Here is a 20176-nt window from a genome sequence, read left to right as displayed (position 1 = left end):
TTTTCTGTCTAACTTTTGGGGTGCAGTACACTTAAAAGTCAAATCTTTTTTATTAAATATGAAGTCAGTGTTAGATACACTCTCTATCTTACTCTTCTTTTTTCTTTTGAGCTAGCAAGCCAAAACCACTTAAAACTCCAGCTAGGCCAAGAGCTACTAGATTTGCATCTACTTCTGTACCTGTACTTGGAAGTTGTTTTCCTTCAATTTTTTCAGCTTGTGCTTCTGTTTTTGCTGGTTCTTGCTTCGCTGCCTGGCTTGCTTGAACTGGCGAAACGGATGTTTCAGTCTTAGGCTCTGTTTTTGTAGTTTCCTTCTTAGTATCTTGAGTCGCTGGAGCAGGTGTAACTGGTCTGTCACCTGGTACTTTAACTATTTTTGTACCGACTTCAACAATCTCAGTTACGGCTTCCTTGAGAACTTCCGTTCCCTTAAGACTACGATGTCCTTCAGAATCAATCTCTACAAGGTTTCTACGAAGGCCTGCAACTCCTACTTGAACCAAGCGTCGTTCTCCTAATGGGAGGCTAGGATTTACTCCTTCTTCATGTCCATATGCAAGAACTTCTTCTTCCACAACTAAGCTTGGTTTCTTAACTTCTAAGACTTTTGGACCGTCTAGCGGTTGAACACGGCTTTCTACCTTCGTACCAACTTCAGTGATTTCTGCAACTGCTTCCTTGACTACTTCTGTTTTAAGAAGAGTACGGTTACCTTTGGCATCTACTTCAATCAGACGACGAGTCTGCCCTTCTACACCTACCTGAACAATACGACGTTCACCCAACAAGAGGTCTCCTGCTGGACGTTCTTGGCGTTCGAAGGTTTGAGTTTCTGTTTCAATCACTAACTCAGGTAGCGCTTCAACTGTTGGCGCAGTTTCTCCTTCTTCTAAGCTACCCACATGATGACTTTCTTCTGCAGGAGCTAGTTTCTTATTCAGCTTTTCTTTCATGTCCGCAAAGGCTTCTGGAGTTGGCGTTTGTGAAGATAACAAAGCTTCAGCTTCCGTAATCAACTCAGATTGAGGATCTTTTTCAATGACGGATTCGAGCAAGCTTTCCAATTCTTCTCTAGCAGTTTGATAACGTTGATTGCCATCCAATTCAGTACCTGCTTGTTTCAAGTCATTCAAGGCTTGGTTGACTGTTTCTTGACTAGCATCATGATTTTCTAAGATCGCTTTCGCTGCTTCAATCTTCTCAACTAGAGCTGCTTGTTTTGCTGCATCAGCAAATGTATAAGCTATTGTTTCTTTGCGTCCTTGGGCAGATGTGATTTCTTGTTTCAGGTATTCGTCGTTGACAGCTGCTTTAGGTGATACGAGGACATCAAATTCGACAGTTTGGCCTTGATAGTGCAATTGGAGTTTTTGACGGCCTGTTTTTTGAGAATCATAGCCTGTAATTTCGACACCTTGGTCTGTAAAGTTATGTTCAGTCTCCGTTTCATCATCATACAAGACCTTGAAACGTCCTTCTGATAAGTCAAGAGTATCGCCTACAAAGTAATCAATTTTCGGTTGCTTGCTAATATACAAGGCTGCGACTTCTTTTGGACCAGCTTCTTCACCAGTCACTTGAACCTTGAAGCTGCCTGCAACTGGAAGACCAAGATAGGTCACTGTCAACTCTTGTTCACCATGATGGTGAGCATCGTAGCCATTAACAACTACACCTGCATGTGTAAGGTTGATAACTTCGTCTGCTTCTTCACCCTCATATTTAACACGAAGAAGACCACCTTTGAGATTCAATTCCTCACCAACTTGATAAGTTGCCTTTTTAGGTGCTGTTTCTAGACTAACAGCCTTAATCTTTCTTTCATCCTGAGGAATCGTTACAGCAAGAGTATTACTGATTTCTTTACCTGGCAATTGTGTACGATAGTAAAGAAGGTTTGGACGTTTTTCAAAGCTCAATGGATCTGTCGCCAAATCTCCTCCAACTGCTGTATTTAAGGTAGCGATTGGAGTTTGTGAATCTGCCTTGTCATAAACTGTGATGGTAGCTCCAGCAGGAACTTCTGAAAAGCCAAGCTGAATCTTATTGCCCGTTAGAACACGCGCCGCCACTTTAGCCATTGGAATGTTTTGGCTCTCCGTATCAAGAGTTTCATACATCTTCCAGTTGTAGATACGGATAGCTTTCCATGGTGTTCCATTGTCAGATGTGATAACATTCAAACGCCAGTCTTGCGCAGTGATTGGGCTATCAAGGGTGATATCTGAAACATGGGCTTTATTGCCACGAACTGCTTTAGCTAGTTTCCATTCTCCAGCTTCATCCTTGTAGTAGAGGTCGAAGTCCTTCGTGTTCATCAAGCCGTCATTGACAGATTCTCCACCAGCACCGGCATGGTCCATGACCCATCTAACGACACGGCGTGGTTGTGTCAAACGGATATCAACGCTACCACTCAACTGAGCAGAAGACCATTTGTCAGATAGGCTGGTGATCGTACCATTCAACATACCTTCGATACCTTCTCCACCTTCTGTATTTGGGAAGGTACTTCCGATAACAGTCGCTCCTGGAACGATATTTTCTGCTAGTGGTCTTGGAAGACTTGTATCTTGAACCGTCATGCCCCATTCGAAGTTTGTGGTTGCTGCTTCAGAACGAAGGCCATTCTTACCAACTGCGACAACCTTCAACTCTTGACTGGTTCCAGTCGCACTAGCTGAACGGCTAACTTTTGGAAGATAAATCGTAGTAGCAGATGAACCTGTCAATAGACGCCAAGCATCGCCATCCTTTTCATAAACTTCATAGAAGTCAGCATCTTTGTTACCTGTAAATTGAACAATAGCTTCCGCTTCTTGGGCATTTTTCAGAGATTGTTTGGCTACTTTAAGAGCAGTTGGAGCCTGAGGAGCCTCTTGATTATCTGTCACAGTCAACTCACCCAAATTGAATTGGTAATCCTTAAGGGCAGCAGTATTTTCGAAAGTAAGTTTGATACCGTAAATGGTCTGACCTGCCAAGGCGCTCAAGTCAAATTCGTCTTTTGTCCAGTCGTCAGATAGAGTCAGTTCTTTACGAGCATTCTCACCACCATAAGTATAGTTTTTCTGAGTCGCAAACTCTACATAAACCTTGCTTCCCTTACCACCTTTATGGGCGACACGGAGTTTCGTTTTATCTGTTACTTCCAGTTTTGTAGAGTAGAGACGAACATCTTGGTTGGTATTTTCAGCTAAATCACCCGCAAACTTGAGTGAGTTTCCTCCATTGTAGGCATCTTCAAAGTCATAGTCAGCTTGAAGTTTAGCAGCTGAGGATGTTTGCCACCAGCGCCATGTAGGCAAGATACCTGATACAGAACGATAGTTCCATTCAGAATCCTTGGAGACTTTACCGTCTACAAACCATTTTTTACCATGTCCAGTGTTAAAGGATGTTGTGAAGCTACGTCCCACTGCTGGTGTACGATCAGCTACGAGGTTGGCAATCCCGTACCAGTCCTTATCCTCTGGTTTTTGACCAGTTGGATCTCCTTGATAACCTGTGAAGAAGATGTTTTCATTCTTGTGATAATCTTCTCCTGTCTTACCAAGACTTGTAATAGTATCTGGCGCAAAGAGACCAAGTGACAAGCGAAGTTTACCATTTTCATCAAAAAGGGCATCCCATTTCACTTTTGTCTTGTAAGAACCACCCTGTTGCAATTCCAAACCTGCAAAGACATCGTACTGGCTCCGCTCTAGCCATTTTGTCATAGCTACAGAGTAATCATTTTTCTCTTTAGTCCAGTTAAAATTGGCAAAGAAGTGATCTGCAGGGACCTTGTCCCCTTCTTTTTGCATGAATTGGTAATTGTATTCACCCAAACCATCTTCATGATAACGACCATATTCATAGGTCATGGCATCGTACCAAGAATATTTCACTGGATGATTGACTTGAGCTGCGTATTCCTTGGTATAGAGCATAAAATCACGCATTTTCTTACCAAGGGGCGTTACGATATCACCTGTTGTTTCTTGGTTGATAAAGTAACCATCAAATCCATAATATTTAGCCAAATCAACCAACTTGCGAGCAATAGGGAAAGTTCCATCCTCATCTTGTTGAAGAGCTGCAGCAAATTTCTCTTGGTCTGCAATGCTGTTAGACCAGTTGAAGAATAGAGTACCCAATACAGGAACACCATTACGGTGACCAGCATCAATCACGTCTGGAGTTGGAACGAGTCCTTCCCAGAAGACCATGGAATTCAAGTATTGCCAGTAGTCAAAAGCGTAGGCTTTAAACTCTTCACCACCTACAGAAGCGTGGTCTTTAGCCTTAGAGTTAGTATTAGCAAGAGCTTCAACTTTGGCATCCTTATTGGCTTTTTCATTGATGACATGACCACGATAACGCTTAGCCAATTCTACTGAAGAGCGGTTTATGGCATCGTCTTCACGGGCACCTGGTTCCCATTTCAACAGATCTTCCCAAGTGTCAAACTTAATTTCTTTTGGTCGAAGACTTTTTTCTTCTTTCTTAGGAACATCAGAGACCGTAGCTTTCTCTTCTGGCTTATTTTCTGTAGTTGCCGGCATTTCTTCAGCCTTTGGAGTTTCAGTAGCTGGACTAGTTGCCTCCTTATCAGCTGCAGTCAATTGATCCAAGGTTGGTTTCTCTTCTGAAACAGGTTGCTCATTTGCCTTATCTTCCGTTGTTTCCAGCTCCTTCAATACTTCTGGTGCTGGTGTAGTTGCTTCTGCTGGAGTAGCGGTTAATGGTTGTTCTGACACTACTGCTGTAGTAGTTGTTCCATTTTCTGGAACTACTGACTCTTCAGCTAAAGCTGGACCTGCAAATAGGACTGAACCAATCATCAATGAGCAGGCACCCACTGACAATTTTCGAATACTATAGCGACAACGTTTCTCAAAAAATGGATTCTTCATCTTTTTCTCCTTTGACTTCCAAAAAGTAAGCGCTTTATTTGTATTTTAAAAAAGTATCTGCCTCTAAAATAGCAGAACTGTTCAATATTATTTTACGATATTTATAAGTAGAGTCAACACTAGCCCTACAAGAACTATAAAGAAGTGAAGAATTAATATAAATTAGACAATCATCGATCATTTTTCTAATAAAATCAACATTTTTCTTGAAAAAAGGGCGTTTACTACTTGTTAGATTTACTTTTATCCTTTAAAATAGAATAGGAGAAATTCCGCGATTATTTTTCGGAGGAAAAAGAGAATGTCCATTAATTGGCAGGAAATTATTTTTCACTTTTTAGGTGGTCTGGGACTATTTTTGTATAGTATCAAGACCATGGGAGACGGTTTGCAACAAGCAGCTGGAGATCGTCTTCGATATTACATTGACAAATACACAAGTAATCCCTTCTTAGGGGTCTTAGTGGGGATTGTCGTCACTGCCCTCATCCAGTCAAGTACAGGTGTAACGGTTATTACGGTTGGACTGGTTAGTGCTAGTCTCCTCACACTTAGACAGGCCATCGGGATTATCATGGGAGCCAATATTGGAACGACCGTAACGTCCTTCATCATCGGTTTCAAACTTGGCGAGTATGCCCTACCCTTGATTTTCCTTGGAACCATGTTCTTATTCTTTACAAAAAACCGTACTGCAAATAATATTGGACGTATCCTTTTTGGTGTGGGTGGTATCTTCTATGCTCTCAACCTCATTAGTGCTGGGATGAGCCCTCTTAAAGACTTGCCTCAATTTAAGGAATACATGGTTACCTTGGGTCAAAATCCTATCTTGGGAGTTGTGGCTGGTGCAGTTATTACCGTTCTGATTCAGGCTTCTTCTGCAACCATCGGGATCCTACAAGGTCTTTATGCAGGTGGATTCCTCGACCTCAAGGGGGCACTACCAGTCCTATTCGGAGATAATATCGGGACAACCTTAACAGTTATCATCGCAGCAGCCGGAGCAAACATCTCTGCTAAGCGAGTTGCAGCAACACACGTTACCTTTAACGTTTTAGGAACCATCCTTTGCTTAATCTTGTTAGGCCCATTCACTTCGATGATCGAGTACTTCCAGGCACTACTTCACCTCTCACCTGAGATGACTATTGCCTTCTCACACGGTGCCTTTAACGTAAGTAACACCATTGTACAATTCCCATTCATCGGTGCTTTGGCCTACTTTGTTACTAAGCTAATCCCTGGTGAAGACGAAGTTGTTAAATACGAACCTCTTTACCTGGATGAACAACTCATCAAGCAAGCTCCTTCTATCGCCCTAGGAAATGCCAAGAAAGAACTCTTGCACCTAGGAAACTATGCTGTTAAAGCGTTCGATCTTTCTTACGACTACATTATCAATTCTAACGAAAAAGTAGCTGAAAAAGGACACAAGACTGAAGAAGCTATCAACACAATCGACGAGAAATTAACTCGCTACCTTATTAGTCTATCTAGTGAAGCATTGAGCCAAAAAGAGAGTGAAGTCTTAACCAACATCCTTGACTCTTCTCGAGACTTGGAACGTATCGGTGACCACGCTGAAGCTTTGATTAATCTTAACGACTACTTGCAACGCAAGAATGTTCAATTCTCTAACTCAGCCCTAGAAGAGTTGGAAGAGATTTACCGTCAAACAAGCGATTTCGTTAAAGATGCTCTTAAAAGTGTTGAAAACAATGACCTTGAAAAAGCTCAAACTCTTATTGAACGTCATGAATCCATCAACAAGATGGAACGTGTCCTTCGTAAGACCCACATCAAGCGCCTAAACAATGGTGAATGTTCTACCCAAGCAGGTGTCAACTTTATCGACATCATTTCACACTACACTCGTGTATCAGACCACGCTATGAACCTTGCTGAAAAAGTTTTGGCTGAACAAATTTAATACTCTGAAAATCAAAGAGCAAACTAGGAAGCTAGCCGCAGGCTGTACTTGAGTACGGCAAGGTGAAGCTGACGTGGTTTGAATTTGATTTTCGAAGAGTATAAGATAAAAAAATGCTTTGATTCGTTCGAATCAAAGCATTTTAAATAGTTCTCCAATCATAATGGAAGAGGCAGCTGCGCCCTTGTACCTAGCTTCTTCCTTTTGGATATAGCTGGCCAGATTGACTAACTCTGGCGCAGGAGTCTTGGGATTCTTGAGAAGTTCAAGTGTGACTAGCCCTGAAAGTCGGACTGCTAGCAAGCGTTCATTGGTGCTGGGCAACTGCTTAGCAGTTTCTAGGAGTGCAGCCACTAAATCTTCACTCAAGTTTTGACGGGCATGATTGTAAAGGTCCCGTATCAAGGTTTCTAGGTTTGGTTCTTCCATACCTATCACCTCCATCTTTTCAGTTTAATAATTTTTGATCAAATCTACAGTAGAGCGATCTAATTTTTTAACCAAGGCTTGTAGGAAAGCTTGAGCTTCTAAGAAGTCATCCATGGCATAAAGTGTTTGGTGTGAGTGGATATAACGAGCGCAGACACCGATTGTTGTAGATGGAACACCACCATTTTTCAAATGAGCTGCTCCTGCATCTGTACCACCTTTTCCACAATAGTATTGGTATTTGATTCCAGCTTCTTCAGCAGTTGTCAAAAGAAAATCTTTCATGCCTGGGAGAAGCAAGTGACCTGGATCGTAGAAACGAATCAAGGTTCCATCACCAATCTTACCTTGACCACCATAAACATCACCAGCTGGGGAGCAATCTACAGCAAGGAATACTTCTGGGTCAAATTTGGTTGTTGAGGTATGGGCACCACGGAGTCCGACTTCTTCTTGGACGTTAGCCCCAAGATAAAGTTCATTTCCTAGTTTTTGACCTGATAAGTTTTCTGCTAATTCACTAACCATGAGAACTCCGTAACGGTTATCCCAAGCTTTGGAGATGATATTTTTTTCGTTAGCTGTTAGGATTGCGCTACTATCTGGAACGATGGTATCTCCTGGGCGGATACCAAAACTTTCAGCCTCAGCCTTATCTGCAAAACCACCGTCAAAAACGATATCTGAAATAGCTGGCATGGTTGGTCCACCTGTGCCACGAGTCAAATGTGGAGGTACTGAACCTGAGATGACTGGAATTTCACGTCCTTGGCGCGTAAAGAGTTTAAAACGCTGGCTGCTAACAACCATAGGGTTCCAACCACCAATGCTGACTACTCGGAAGGTTCCGTCTGGCTTGATTTCACTTACCATAAAACCAACTTCATCCATGTGAGAGGCTACCAAAACACGAGGTGCATTTTCAACTTCTGAGTGTTTAACCCCAAAAATACCACCCAAGTCATCAGTCACAACTTCATCCACGTGAGGGGTAATTTTTTCACGAAGATAAGCACGTACAGGTGCTTCATGACCTGAGATAGCGGAAAGTTCTGTTACTTCTTTGATTTTAGAAAATAATGTTGTCATTTCTATCCCTTCTTTCTTTCAACCATTTTACCACTTTTTATAGGAGAAAGGTAGTGGAAATCAACATTTTACCAAGTAACTTACTCTTATAACAATAAAAGAATCACAAATGTGATCCTTCTTCTCTTGTATTTCGCTTTAATGAAAAGTGATCTGGCACTGGATCTTTACCTGTTTTCGACCAGGGATGGCAACGTAAAATCCTAGCCAAGCCCATCAAAACACCCTTAAAACCATGTTTTTCAATAGCCTGAATCATATAGTTGGAACAGCTGGGCTCAAATCTGCAAGACGGTGGAAAAGCTGGCGAGATAAAGCGTTGGTAAAAGCGCACTGGCGCAATTAAGATTTTTTTCATTATTTATTATTTGTTACAGCCATAGTATGTAGTTGGCTGATTTCTTTTTTATTGAGACGGCGTGATTCTCCTGGACGAAGTCCTGTCAAGTCTAAATGTCCAAAACGTGTCCGAGACAACTTATCCACTTGGAGCCCAACTGCTTCAAACATTTTTTTGACCTGGTGATTGCGTCCCTCATGGATTGTCAACTGTACAACTGAACGGTTTTTAACTGGATCTACTTTAAGAATCTCGTAAACAGCTGGCTCGGTCTTCTTGCCATCAATTTCTACTCCTCGAGTCAAGGGACGAAGATTTTCCTTGTTAGCTACACCTTTAACACGCGCAACATAGACCTTATCAATCTCATTACGAGGGTGAATCATCTCGTCTGTAAAGTCCCCATCATTGGTCAAAATCAAGACTCCTGATGTATCCCAGTCCAAACGCCCTACCGGATAAATCCGTTCTTTAACATTAGGTAAAAGGTCAACAACCGTCTTGCGGCCCTTGTCATCCGTTACACTGGAAATCACACCACGTGGTTTATTAAGCAGATAATAGACCTTTTCTTCGTTGTAGATGGGTTGACCTTCAACTTCGACCTTGTCGCCTGACTTGATAGTCGTCGCTAATTCACGTACTACCTCACCGTTGACAGTCACCAAGCCTTGCTTGATCAACTCTTCTGCTTTTCTCCTACTGGCCACACCTGCGTGGGCAATATATTTATTGATTCTCATCTTCTTCTATCCTTTCACCAAATAATTGGCTTTCTTGTGCTTGAATGTCAAGCTCATTTATCACTGGCAATTCTTCCAAATGATTAATCCCCATGTAATCCAGAAAATAATCCGTAGTTACATAGAGATTAGGGCGACCCAAAACCTCTTTTTTCCCGTCTTCCTTTATCAGATTAAAAGCCTGCAACTTAGCTAGAGCACCACTAGAGTTGACCCCACGGATGGCATCAATTTCTATCCGTGTGATAGGCTGCTTATAAGCAATGATGGACAAGGTTTCTAGCGCAGCCCGAGATAGGCTTTGGTTAATGGGCGCCTTAGAATATTCTTTCAAAATAGCTGCAAATTGAGGCTTGGTTACCAATCTGTAAGCACCTCCTGTCTCAATCAGGGCCAAACTAGAATCCTGGTCTTTTTCATACTTTTTGGCTAATTTTTCTAAGCTTTGCTGAATTCCTGTTGGTGGTAACGATAAGAGTTCTGCCAACTGACGAGCCCTAATCCCATCTTCACCTGACACAAACAGGAGCGCTTCTATTTTTGCTAAAGTACTCATACTTCCTCTCTATCAAGCCTGACTTTGCTCTACTTGATTTTCCTCATTCTTTTTCATGAGATAGATATCTCCAAAACTCTCTTTTTGAATCAAGAGAATTTCTTGGGTTTTAATCAACTCCAAGGTTGCTAAAAAAAGTGTAATGACCTCTTGTAAATCCTTGGTTTCTTTAAACAAATCCTGCAGGCATAGTTGTTGCCCTTCTACCAAGGATTCCCGAACGATGACCATCATATCCTCAATCTTATACTCATCTCGTAAAATGGTTGTATGGTTTTTCGAGAATTCTTCCTTTTTCTTGGAAAGCAAGTTTGAAAAGGCTAAGAAAAGATCGATAGTAGTCTTATCGTGGACAAGTTCAGCATCCTCATAAATCAACTCTGTCGGCGCTTTTGAGTAATACTGAGCTCGTTCTTGATGCTTGGCTTCCAACTGCTCTCCCAAAAGTTTAAACTTACGGTATTCTTCGATTTGAGAAAGGAGGTCCTGCTCCAGGTCATCCTCTAGGTCTGTCACTTCTGCAACCTTTGGCAAGAGCTTGCGACTCTTGATCAGCATGAGTTGACTAGCCATGACCATGTACTCACCTGCGACTTCCAAACGCATAGCTTGTAATGTCGAGATATAGGCTAGATATTGCTCGATAACCTCTGTAATCGGCACATCATAGATATCCATCTGGTACTTTGAAACCAAGTGCAAAAGAAGATCCAAAGGCCCTTCAAAATCTTTTAATTTAATATCCATTATCTATATTTTTCCAAGGTCATGACTGTCTTTAATCCTAATTTTTTAGCAATTTCGTACAAGTCAACCTTTTCTTCGATTTGTCTTAATATAAACTGTTCTCTCAATCCTTGAGCCGATAAATCTGAAAAACCTTTTTCCTTTAGAAAGGCTTCTAACTGACGAAAGGCCCACTGACGGGAGTATGGCTTCCCAGCTTTTTCAAAGAGATAGGTCTGCCCCATCAAGGGTTCTAACTCTGCAAGCAAGTTTGTGGGAAGGCTCAAGATTCTTTGTTGAGAAGCTTTATTGATTCTCAATACTTGAAAGTCTAGATTCACATCATTTGTTTTTAAGGCTAAAATTTCACTTGGTAAGAGGCCCAATTCAACTATCAGTAAGGCCAACAAGCGTCCCTCTGGATAGGCACTTTCTTGCCAGAAAGAACTGAGGTCTAAAAGTTCTGACTGAACTTGCTTTTTCTCAGCCTGTTTTGGCAATTCTAAACGATAAAAGGTGTCAATTTTCCCCTTCTGGTATAAAAAGTAAAGAAATTGATTGCAAGCAGAAACCTTACGCTTTTGGGCACTGATTTTAAAATTTGATAGTTGAGCTTGGTAGATTTTTAAACTTGTCTCAGAGATTCGTTCTCCAATCAAATCTAAAAACTGCTCCAAGTCATACTTATAGGATTGCTTAGAATTTACAGACAAACCTTGTTTTTCTTCTAAAAATGCTGAAATTCCTTCTCTCATTTGCTTCGAATCTCATATTCCTTACTAAAGTCATGCAAGAGAGCATTGACAGCCTTTAGGATTGATTTCCGTGTGATAATGCCTTGGAAGATACCATCCTTGTCAACGACTGGTAGGAAAGACTCATCCACTAACTTATGCAAAACATCCGTCAGTGTATAGTCTGGACTGACAACTGCTACGTCCTTCTTGGTCATGTGTACGATATCCGTATCTGCCATGGCTTCCTGACTCAAGTCCTGCTCCATCTGGTAGGCCAGAATGTCTCTAAGTCCAATGGTTCCGACAAATTCTTTCTCATCAGTCACTACTGGCACTCTGGTATAGGTCATCTGGCTAAGGAGGAGAATTGCATGATCTGCATTGTGGCTATCAATGAGTACAGCCAAATTTTCAGCAGGAGTTAAAAAGGTTTCCTCTTGCTCCAGTAAAAACTGTTCAAACTCCTTGGCAATCATCGAGCAAACTCCTTGGATAAGCCTGGATAGACCTCATGGTTACGTGTCAAAAAGTCCACTTTAAAGTAGCTATCATCAATCTCTACACGGGCATAGAGACATTCTCTGATGGTCCCACGTGGCTGACTGATAGAACCTGGATTTAAAAAGAGGGTCTTTCCTTCCATCCAAGCATTTGGAACATGCAAGTGACCATAAAGGCAAATATCTGCATCTTCTTCCTGCGCCCAGAAATCAAGCTTTTGGAAATTGAAGTTAATATCAAATAAGTGTCCATGGGTCTGGATGATCTTGGTAGGACCTAGTTGAGTCACCAAGCGTTCTGGATAATCTGAATAAAAATCCATGTTCCCTCTGACGACCTGGATTCCTTCCCAGAGGGGTGAATCTGGGCGAAGCTCAGAGTCACCATCGTGAAAAATGGCATCGACTTTCCCTAGATAACGGTCACGGATTTCTTCTACAATCAAGCTATCTCCGTGGGAGTCACTCATTACAATGATGGTTTGCTTTGCCATGATGGAAATACCTCCAAAAGTTTCTTAACGGCTAAGGCACGGTGAGATTGACTATTTTTTTCTTCAAGGGTTAATTCAGCTGATGACTTGCCTGTTTCTCCTACTAGGAAAAGAGGATCATAGCCAAAACCATTTTCACCCTTAGGTTCAAAGTTAATGTAGCCTGGCCAATCAGCTTCGACCACCAAGCTTTCCTTACCTGGGCTAGCTACGACCAGGGTGGTGTGGAATTGTGCCGAACGGTCCTTGAGTTCAAAGACCATGGCTAATTCGTGCAAGAGTTTAGCATTATTTTCTTGGTCAGTAGCCCCTACTCCTGCAAATCGAGCCGACCAGACACCTGGTAATCCACCGAGGACATCGACCTTAAGACCAGAATCATCAGCTAAAACCATCTTGCCTGTTAATTTAGAGATGGTTTCTGCCTTAAGGCGAGCATTTTCTTCAAAGGTCATACCAGTTTCAGCAACTTCAGGCAAGTCAGGATAGTCATTGAGATTTTCCACATCATAACCTAGCTTATCAAAGATAGCACGAAATTCCTTGGTCTTGCCCTCGTTACGAGTCGCAATCAGCAAAGTTTCTCTGACCTTGTTTGTCTCAAAGAAGTCTTGAACGTTGACTCCTTCTTTAGGCAATTCCACATGCAAGAGTTGACCATTTTCAACTAAGAGCAAGGCACCTTGACGTTGAATGACTTCCAAGTTTCGGTCCGCTTCTTGGTTGAGAATATCTACCACAAAAGAGAGTAAGCGATAGGCTGAACCATATCGTAAAACAGTGACTGAAAGCGGAAATCCTCGCTCCTCATCTCGAAAGATTTTGGCTAAATCAAACAAAGGAAACTCTAAGTCATCATCCGTCAAAGTCCGAATGCCACCAAAAATACTGTAGGACCCGACATACCAGTCCTGGTCATCCTTGTATTCATAAATTTTGTTTGTCATAATGTTACATGCTCCACATGAATCTCTTTTTCCAGCCATTCTGCTCCTATCTGGGCAAAACTTTGGCTATTTGCAGTTGTATAAAAACGGTGTTGAAGGGGCGCCGCATCTCGGCTACGGTTAATCTCAAAGTAATTGAGCAAGACTGAGATATCACGTACACACTCAGCTCCACTATCGATCAGCTGAACCTTAGGCCCCATGACATTTTGGATGATAGGTCTAAGGAGCGGATAATGAGTACAGCCTAAAATCAAGCTATCTACTTTTCCGACTAAGGGACGCAAAGTTTCATAGACAACTTTCTTGGTCACACTGGTCGATAGAGCACCTGACTCGACCAAGGGAGCAAACTTAGGGCAAGCCAAGCTTTCCACTTGTAAATCTGGGTCTAGATCATGAATCTTTTGTCGATAAATATCTGATTTTACCGTCATCGGAGTTCCAATGACCCCGATTTTCCCACCTTGGCTAGACTTAATGGCTGCCGAAGCTCCTGGCAAAATCACACCTAGGACGGGAATATCTAGTTGAGCTTTGATTTCTTCCCAGACGACCGCAGTCGCAGTATTACAAGCAATGACAATCATCTTGACATCTTTGGTCAAGAGAAAGTTGACCAACTGCCAAGTATATTCACGAATTTGCTCAGCAGGACGAGGACCATAGGGTGCCCGCGCCGAATCTCCAATATAGATGATTTCTTCATGGGGAAGCTGGCGCATAAGCTCACGTACAACAGTCAAGCCTCCAACGCCCGAATCCAAAAAACCAATTGGTCGATTATCCATACAGTCTTCTTTCTAGTCTTATTTTTCTGATTGATAGTTCATTATGATTACATCTCTTAGTGAAAGTGCTGACAGACCGAGCAACTCTCGACTGTCTCCCTCTTAATCATAATCAAATATCAATAGAATGCAAGGAAAAAGTCTTATCCTTAAATATAAGTCAAATATAGTGAGAAGTCTGGAACTTTCATCCCAGACTTTTCCTATTTATAGTTCAAAAGAGCTTTTATTTTTTCTTTTTGCTGTTTGCGAGAGCTGCTTTTTGTTGGCGGATGATTTGGTGGTAAACTTGTTGTACCTTAGCTTCACTAGGCTTTTGACCGTTTGCGCTCAAAAGGGTACGAACTGCTTCTGCATTCAAACGTGGATTGTCCGCAAATTCTTTTTCGATTTGCTTGCGCACCAAGTACATACCTCCAAGAGCTCCTCCTAGAAAAGCTAAAACAATCAAGACAATTGCTAAAATAAGATCCATAATATTTCTCCTGTTTCTTTTTGAGTCTTCTATATTATACCATAAAGTCCCCCGCCTGACTAGTTTGATTTACGCTTACATCCACTGTGATTTCCTAAGTAATTAGCAAATACTTCATACTTAGTAAAACTTAGTAAAATAAGTCCATTTTCCTTGAAAGCCCTTGCAATAATTCCATTTATTTGTTATATTAAGATTATCTGAAAAAATCACATATATTTCTGAAGACTTATTTTTTTTGCAATAAAATGTATGCGCTTCCAGATATGAGAAAGGAGAATTTTGTGGATAAAAGATATTGGGAAAAATCCTGTAAGTATAGCATCCGCAAGCTAAGTGTCGGAGCTGCCTCTGTTTTACTTGGAGCTGTGTTTTTAGCAGCACAGGGTGTTGCTGCTGATGGTGTCGAGATTACGGAAAGTGAGGCAACAATTACTGAAACCTCTGCTAAACCGGATACGAAGGTAGAGGAAGTTCTTGTTTCTAACACAGAGACTCATCCTATAGCTGAATCATCTGAAAAGCAAACAAACTCAGAGGTAGAAGCACCTCAAACAAGTAGTCAGTCAGATACAAGTACAGCTACCGCCCCTGCTGAAAATAAGGAGAGCGAGAAACCAGAACTTCCTGTGAACAAGCAAGAACATTACGAACTACATTACAGCCAACCAACTGCTCCTTCCTATGATGGATGGGAAAAACAAGCCCTCCCAGTCGGAAATGGGGAAATGGGTGCCAAGGTTTTCGGACTCATCGGTGAAGAAAGAATTCAGTACAACGAAAAAACACTTTGGTCTGGAGGCCCACAGCCAGATAGTCAAGATTACAACGGAGGAAACTACAAAGATCGCTACAAAGTCTTAGCAGAAATCCGTAAGGCCTTAGAGGACGGCGATCGTCAAAAAGCCAAACGCCTGGCTGAAAGAAATCTCGTTGGGCCTAATAATGCCCAATATGGTCGCTACCTAGCCTTCGGTGATGTCTTTATGGTCTTCAATAACCAAAAGAAAGGCTTGGAGAATGTTACCGACTACTACCGTGGCTTGGATATTTCTGAAGCTATCACAACTACCTCTTATACCCAAGATGGGACAAGCTTCAAACGTGAGACCTTCTCTAGCTTCCCAGACGATGTTACTGTCACCCACTTGAGTAAAAAAGGGAATAAGACCCTTGATTTTACGCTTTGGAATAGCTTAACAGAAGACCTAATTGCTAATGGACAGTATTCTTGGGAGAATTCTAAATACAAACAAGGAACTGTCAGTGTAGATTCTAATGGTATTTTACTCAAGGGAACTGTCAAAGACAACGGTCTTAAATTTGCCTCTTATCTTGGTATCAAGACAGATGGACAAGTCACTGCTCAAGATGGTTATTTGACTGTTACAGGAGCAAGTTATGCAACACTGCTACTCAGCGCCAAGACTAATTTTGCTCAAAATCCGAAAACTAATTACCGCAAGGATATTGATGTAGAAAAGACTGTCAAATCTATCGTCGAAGCTGCTAAAGCCAAAGACTATGAGACTCTGAAAAATGATCACATCAAGGATTACCAAAGTCTTTTCAATCTTGTTCAATTAAACCTCGGCGGCAGCAAGTCTAATCAAACTACAAAAGAAGCTCTCCAAACCTATAATCCAACAAAAGGGCAAAAACTAGAAGAACTCTTCTTCCAATACGGACGTTACCTACTGATCAGTTCTTCTCGTAACCGGACAGATGCCCTCCCTGCCAACTTGCAAGGAGTCTGGAATGCTGTAGATAATCCACCTTGGAACTCAGACTACCACCTCAATGTCAACCTACAAATGAACTATTGGCCTGCCTACATGAGTAATCTCGCAGAAACAGCTAAGCCAATGATCAATTATATCGATGACATGCGTTACTATGGCCGTATCGCTGCTAAAGAATATGCAGGTATCGAATCCAAAGAAGGTCAAGAAAATGGATGGCTGGTTCATACTCAGGCGACACCATTTGGCTGGACTACTCCTGGTTGGAACTACTATTGGGGGTGGTCTCCAGCTGCCAATGCTTGGATGATGCAGAACGTCTATGACTACTACAAATTCACCAAGGATGAGACCTATCTCAAAGAAAAGATTTATCCAATGCTCAAGGAAACAGCCAAGTTCTGGAATTCCTTCTTGCACTACGACAAGGCTAGTGACCGTTGGGTTTCTTCTCCATCTTACTCGCCAGAACATGGAACTATTACGATTGGGAATACCTTTGACCAATCTCTAGTTTGGCAGTTATTCCACGATTATATGGAAGCAGCCAATCATCTGAAGGTCGACCAAGATTTGGTGACAGAAGTGAAGGCTAAATTTGATAAGCTCAAACCACTTCACATCAACCAAGACGGCCGTATCAAGGAATGGTACGAAGAAGACAGCCCACAATTCACCAACGAAGGCATCGAAAACCATCACCGCCACGTTTCTCATCTGGTTGGACTCTTCCCAGGTACTCTATTTGGCAAGGATCAACCTGAATATCTAGAAGCTGCACGCGCAACCCTAAACCACCGTGGAGATGGTGGTACTGGTTGGTCTAAGGCCAATAAAATCAACCTCTGGGCTCGTCTCCTAGATGGAAATCGTGCCCACCGTTTATTGGCAGAACAGCTCAGATCTTCAACCCTAGAAAATCTCTGGGATACCCATGCGCCTTTCCAAATTGATGGGAACTTTGGTGCAACCAGCGGTATGGCAGAAATGCTCCTTCAGTCTCACACAGGCTACATTGCCCCATTACCAGCCCTTCCAGATGCATGGAAAGACGGGCAAGTCTCAGGCTTAGTCGCTCGTGGTAACTTTGAAGTCAGCATGAAATGGAAAGAGAAAAATCTTGAAACGCTATCTTTCCTTTCTAATGTTGGTGGAGACTTAGTCGTAGACTATCCAAATATCGAATCTAGTATCATCAAGATTAATGGCAAGGAAGTTCAAGCTAGTCGCCTCAAAGATAACCGTATCCAACTTGCGACTCAAAAAGGTGATGTCATTACCTTTGAAAACTTCCCTGGACGAGTGACTCGCTTATCAGCCCTTCGAAAAGATTCCGTCACAGCTGAACTCGACTTTAACACAGTTGAGGGAGCAAGTCATTATGTCATCCGACGAGAAAGCAAGGATGAAAACAGCCAAACTCCTAGCGTTCGTGAGTTTATCACCAACCAAACTCACTTTATCGATCGCTCAATTGATTCTAGTCATGCCTATACTTATAGTGTTAAGGCTATGCTAGGGGACCGTGCAACACCAGTTTCAGACGTTGCCTCCATCGATGCCTTCAGTGAGTTGATGGATGACCGTGACAAACGCATCCAGTACGGCTCTGCTTATGGAAACTGGGCTGACTCAGAACTCTTTGGTAGAACAGAGAAATACGCCGATATCTCAAATGGGAATTATTCCGATAAGGATGCGACTGCAACTATTCCATTCAATGGACCAGGTATTGAAATTTACGGACTCAAGTCATCTCAATTGGGACTTGCTGTCGTTACAATCGATGGCAAATCTGTTGGAGAACTTGACTTCTATACAGCAGGAGCAACTGAAAAAGGTGTATTAATAGGACGTTACACAAATCTTTCTTCAGGCCCTCACCTCATGACCATCACTGTTAAGCCAGAGCACAAAGGACGTACAAACGAGCGTGCAAAAATTTCTCTCGATTACTTCAAGGTTTTTCCAGGACAAGGAGCAACTGTTGAGAAAATCGACGACCGTGACCCTCGTATCCAGTATGGTTCCATGTTTAAGGATTGGAGCGATGCAGAACTCTATGCTTCTACAGAAAAATACGCTGACATCAACGCTGATGATAGCCTCGCTTCTGAAGCCACTGCAACCATTCCATTCTCTGGAACAGGTATCCGAATCTATGGATTAAAAACAGCATCACTAGGCAAGGCACTTGTCACACTCGATGGCAAAGAAATGCCAGCTCTTGATTTCTACACTTCTGGAGCGACTGAAAAAGGTGCATTAATTGGCGAATTTACCAATCTAGCAGATGGCGATCACGTTCTTACTTTGAAAGTAGATCCGAATTCTCCACAAGGACGAAAGAAAATTTCTCTCGATTCCTTTGATATCTTAAAAGCTCCGTCCGTGTCACTCGATAGTCCAAGCCTTGACCCTATTAATTCCAAAGATAAGACTGTTACCTTAACCCTACCAACTGGCAATTGGGATGGAGTCGCTGTGACCTTCCCTGGTATCAAAGATCCTCTCCTACTCAGAAAAGTCGATGAGGACCATCTTGTCACATCGGGCGAACAAACAGTATTAACCATTAAGGATAACAAGGTCCAACTAGACATTCCTGAGGCTACAGATCGTAAAGCTGGTAATTCGATAGAAGCTTATGCCATCCAAGATACAACAACTACTAGCTCTGTTGTAACAGTATTTCCTAAGGATGAAACTAGTCCAGTGAAAGAAAAAATCCAAACAAGTAAAGGGGAGGAGCCTGCTCCAGTAGTAACCATACCTGAGTACACAGATCCTATTGGTACAGCTGGCGAGCAGGAAGCACCTACTGTGGAAATTCCTGAATACACTGGGCCTATCGGAACAACTGGGGATCAAGAGGCACCTACTGTGGAAATTCCTGAATACACTGGGCCTATCGGAACTGCTGGGGATCAAGAAGCACCTACTGCGGAAAGACCTGAACACACTGGGCCTATCGGAACTGCTGGGGATCAAGAAGCACCTACCGTGGAAAGACCTGAATACACTGGTTCTATCGGAACTGCTGGGGATCAGGAGACACCTACTGCGGAAAGACCTGAATATACTGGTCCTATCGGGACAGGTAGTGGTCAAGCCGCGCCAAGTAACACAGTTCCTGAGTTTAAACTCAAAGTATTGAAAGACAGGACTACAAAAGTTCAAGTTATTAGTGGAACAACTGAACTAGGAGGCGCAAGCTACCTCGATAGTCAAAAAGTTGAAAACAAAGAACTCTTGGGCAAGAAATACGATGCTTACACTCTTCAACTCAAGGATAAAGATGGACAGCCAGTTCAACCAAAAGGTGCTGTACTCGTTCGACTACCAATTTCAGGTGATGTTCAAGAACTCTATCAATTAACTTCAACAAATGAATTAAAACCACAAGAATTCACCATTCGAGACGGTATGATTGAGTTTATTACTTTTGACGTGAGCACTTACGCTATTGTTTACAAGACAGAAGTCTCAACTGTTAAACCTGTCCCAACTCATACGGAAGAAAGAAACCTAGAAACCACAAAACCATTGGTTGAAAGTAATGAAGCCAATGATCAGGTCTCTACGAATGACAAACAACTCCCAGCCACAGGTGAACAAGCTAACCCTCTCCTCTTTATGGCAAGTCTCAGCCTAGCCTTATCGGCTACCTTCTTACTAAAAGGTAAGAAAGATTAAACATTGTCCCCCTAGGAATATAGATTTATTCCGCTATAAAAAAGGATGGAAAATGTACTGACCCCAAAAAGTTAGACA

At 42.2% G+C, this 20176-nt stretch carries 15 protein-coding genes; 2 read left to right on the top strand and 13 right to left on the bottom strand.

Annotated elements, in window-relative coordinates; genetic code table 11:
- Positions 1 to 88 precede the first annotated feature (88 nt).
- A complete protein-coding gene (locus HMPREF2728_RS01075) occupies positions 89 to 4900 on the bottom strand; it encodes an endo-beta-N-acetylglucosaminidase (protein WP_075226817.1) in 4812 nt (1603 codons plus the stop codon).
- Between the two features lie 301 nt (positions 4901 to 5201).
- Between HMPREF2728_RS01075 and HMPREF2728_RS01070 the strand changes: the two genes are divergently transcribed.
- Entirely contained in the window at positions 5202 to 6833 is a 1632-nt protein-coding gene (locus tag HMPREF2728_RS01070; protein WP_075226816.1) for a Na/Pi cotransporter family protein, read from the top strand.
- A gap of 132 nt (positions 6834 to 6965) precedes the next feature.
- On the opposite strand, the gene HMPREF2728_RS01065 is transcribed toward HMPREF2728_RS01070, so the two are convergent.
- From HMPREF2728_RS01065 to HMPREF2728_RS01015, 12 genes are all read right to left on the bottom strand, one after another.
- Positions 6966 to 7262 carry a bacteriocin immunity family protein gene (locus HMPREF2728_RS01065; protein WP_045762653.1) on the bottom strand — a complete coding sequence of 99 codons (297 nt, stop codon included), beginning with the start codon at positions 7260 to 7262 and terminating at the stop codon, positions 6966 to 6968.
- A gap of 24 nt (positions 7263 to 7286) precedes the next feature.
- Entirely contained in the window at positions 7287 to 8351 is a 1065-nt protein-coding gene (pepA, locus tag HMPREF2728_RS01060) for a glutamyl aminopeptidase (protein WP_075226815.1), read from the bottom strand.
- 103 nt (positions 8352 to 8454) lie between these two features.
- Entirely contained in the window at positions 8455 to 8709 is a 255-nt protein-coding gene (yidD, locus tag HMPREF2728_RS10190) for a membrane protein insertion efficiency factor YidD (RefSeq protein ID WP_083280534.1), read from the bottom strand.
- A complete protein-coding gene (locus HMPREF2728_RS01055; RefSeq protein ID WP_075226814.1) occupies positions 8709 to 9434 on the bottom strand; it encodes a pseudouridine synthase in 726 nt (241 codons plus the stop codon). Before HMPREF2728_RS01055 ends, yidD begins: the two co-directional genes overlap by 1 nt.
- Positions 9421 to 9990 carry an SMC-Scp complex subunit ScpB gene (gene scpB / locus HMPREF2728_RS01050; protein WP_075226813.1) on the bottom strand — a complete coding sequence of 190 codons (570 nt, stop codon included), beginning with the start codon at positions 9988 to 9990 and terminating at the stop codon, positions 9421 to 9423. The genes HMPREF2728_RS01055 and scpB overlap by 14 nt, the downstream gene beginning before the upstream one ends.
- A gap of 12 nt (positions 9991 to 10002) precedes the next feature.
- Positions 10003 to 10737: a segregation/condensation protein A gene (locus HMPREF2728_RS01045; RefSeq protein ID WP_075226812.1), complete on the bottom strand. Its 735-nt coding sequence runs from the start codon at positions 10735 to 10737 to the stop codon at positions 10003 to 10005.
- A complete protein-coding gene (xerD, locus tag HMPREF2728_RS01040; protein WP_075226811.1) occupies positions 10737 to 11471 on the bottom strand; it encodes a site-specific tyrosine recombinase XerD in 735 nt (244 codons plus the stop codon). The genes HMPREF2728_RS01045 and xerD overlap by 1 nt, the downstream gene beginning before the upstream one ends.
- Positions 11468 to 11929: a cyclic-di-AMP-binding protein CbpB gene (gene cbpB, locus HMPREF2728_RS01035; protein ID WP_060955251.1), complete on the bottom strand. Its 462-nt coding sequence runs from the start codon at positions 11927 to 11929 to the stop codon at positions 11468 to 11470. Before cbpB ends, xerD begins: the two co-directional genes overlap by 4 nt.
- Positions 11926 to 12447 carry a metallophosphoesterase gene (locus HMPREF2728_RS01030; RefSeq protein WP_004251713.1) on the bottom strand — a complete coding sequence of 174 codons (522 nt, stop codon included), beginning with the start codon at positions 12445 to 12447 and terminating at the stop codon, positions 11926 to 11928. Before HMPREF2728_RS01030 ends, cbpB begins: the two co-directional genes overlap by 4 nt.
- Positions 12423 to 13394 carry a nucleoside-triphosphate diphosphatase gene (locus tag HMPREF2728_RS01025; protein ID WP_075226810.1) on the bottom strand — a complete coding sequence of 324 codons (972 nt, stop codon included), beginning with the start codon at positions 13392 to 13394 and terminating at the stop codon, positions 12423 to 12425. Before HMPREF2728_RS01025 ends, HMPREF2728_RS01030 begins: the two co-directional genes overlap by 25 nt.
- Complete coding sequence (racE, locus tag HMPREF2728_RS01020) at positions 13391 to 14185, bottom strand: glutamate racemase (RefSeq protein WP_075226809.1); 795 nt, start codon at positions 14183 to 14185, stop codon at positions 13391 to 13393. Before racE ends, HMPREF2728_RS01025 begins: the two co-directional genes overlap by 4 nt.
- Positions 14186 to 14411: 226 nt before the next feature.
- On the bottom strand, positions 14412 to 14660 hold the full coding sequence (locus tag HMPREF2728_RS01015; protein ID WP_075226808.1) for a YneF family protein: 249 nt from the start codon (positions 14658 to 14660) through the stop codon (positions 14412 to 14414).
- A 284-nt stretch (positions 14661 to 14944) separates the two neighbouring features.
- On the opposite strand from HMPREF2728_RS01015, the gene HMPREF2728_RS10185 reads away from it, so the two are divergent.
- Complete coding sequence (locus HMPREF2728_RS10185; protein ID WP_083280533.1) at positions 14945 to 20098, top strand: SIALI-17 repeat-containing surface protein; 5154 nt, start codon at positions 14945 to 14947, stop codon at positions 20096 to 20098.
- Positions 20099 to 20176 lie beyond the last annotated feature (78 nt).

It is taken from the genome of Streptococcus sp. HMSC061D10, from assembly GCF_001808865.1.
GTDB lineage: Bacteria > Bacillota > Bacilli > Lactobacillales > Streptococcaceae > Streptococcus.
The sequence above is the reverse complement of the archived record's forward strand: the minus strand, read 5'-3'. Positions and strand labels throughout refer to the sequence as shown.

What these genes read in the sequence shown, in the direction of transcription:
- yidD (WP_083280534.1), bottom strand. Translation starts at nt 8,709, where the DNA reads ATGAAAAAAATCTTAATTGCGCCAGTGCGCTTTTACCAACGCTTTATC.
- HMPREF2728_RS01055 (WP_075226814.1), bottom strand. Translation starts at nt 9,434, where the DNA reads ATGAGAATCAATAAATATATTGCCCACGCAGGTGTGGCCAGTAGGAGA.
- racE (WP_075226809.1), bottom strand. Translation starts at nt 14,185, where the DNA reads ATGGATAATCGACCAATTGGTTTTTTGGATTCGGGCGTTGGAGGCTTG.
- HMPREF2728_RS01045 (WP_075226812.1), bottom strand. Translation starts at nt 10,737, where the DNA reads ATGGATATTAAATTAAAAGATTTTGAAGGGCCTTTGGATCTTCTTTTG.
- pepA (WP_075226815.1), bottom strand. Translation starts at nt 8,351, where the DNA reads ATGACAACATTATTTTCTAAAATCAAAGAAGTAACAGAACTTTCCGCT.
- HMPREF2728_RS01065 (WP_045762653.1), bottom strand. Translation starts at nt 7,262, where the DNA reads ATGGAAGAACCAAACCTAGAAACCTTGATACGGGACCTTTACAATCAT.
- xerD (WP_075226811.1), bottom strand. Translation starts at nt 11,471, where the DNA reads ATGAGAGAAGGAATTTCAGCATTTTTAGAAGAAAAACAAGGTTTGTCT.
- HMPREF2728_RS01030 (WP_004251713.1), bottom strand. Translation starts at nt 12,447, where the DNA reads ATGGCAAAGCAAACCATCATTGTAATGAGTGACTCCCACGGAGATAGC.
- scpB (WP_075226813.1), bottom strand. Translation starts at nt 9,990, where the DNA reads ATGAGTACTTTAGCAAAAATAGAAGCGCTCCTGTTTGTGTCAGGTGAA.
- cbpB (WP_060955251.1), bottom strand. Translation starts at nt 11,929, where the DNA reads ATGATTGCCAAGGAGTTTGAACAGTTTTTACTGGAGCAAGAGGAAACC.
- HMPREF2728_RS01070 (WP_075226816.1), top strand. Translation starts at nt 5,202, where the DNA reads ATGTCCATTAATTGGCAGGAAATTATTTTTCACTTTTTAGGTGGTCTG.
- HMPREF2728_RS01015 (WP_075226808.1), bottom strand. Translation starts at nt 14,660, where the DNA reads ATGGATCTTATTTTAGCAATTGTCTTGATTGTTTTAGCTTTTCTAGGA.
- HMPREF2728_RS01025 (WP_075226810.1), bottom strand. Translation starts at nt 13,394, where the DNA reads ATGACAAACAAAATTTATGAATACAAGGATGACCAGGACTGGTATGTC.
- HMPREF2728_RS01075 (WP_075226817.1), bottom strand. Translation starts at nt 4,900, where the DNA reads ATGAAGAATCCATTTTTTGAGAAACGTTGTCGCTATAGTATTCGAAAA.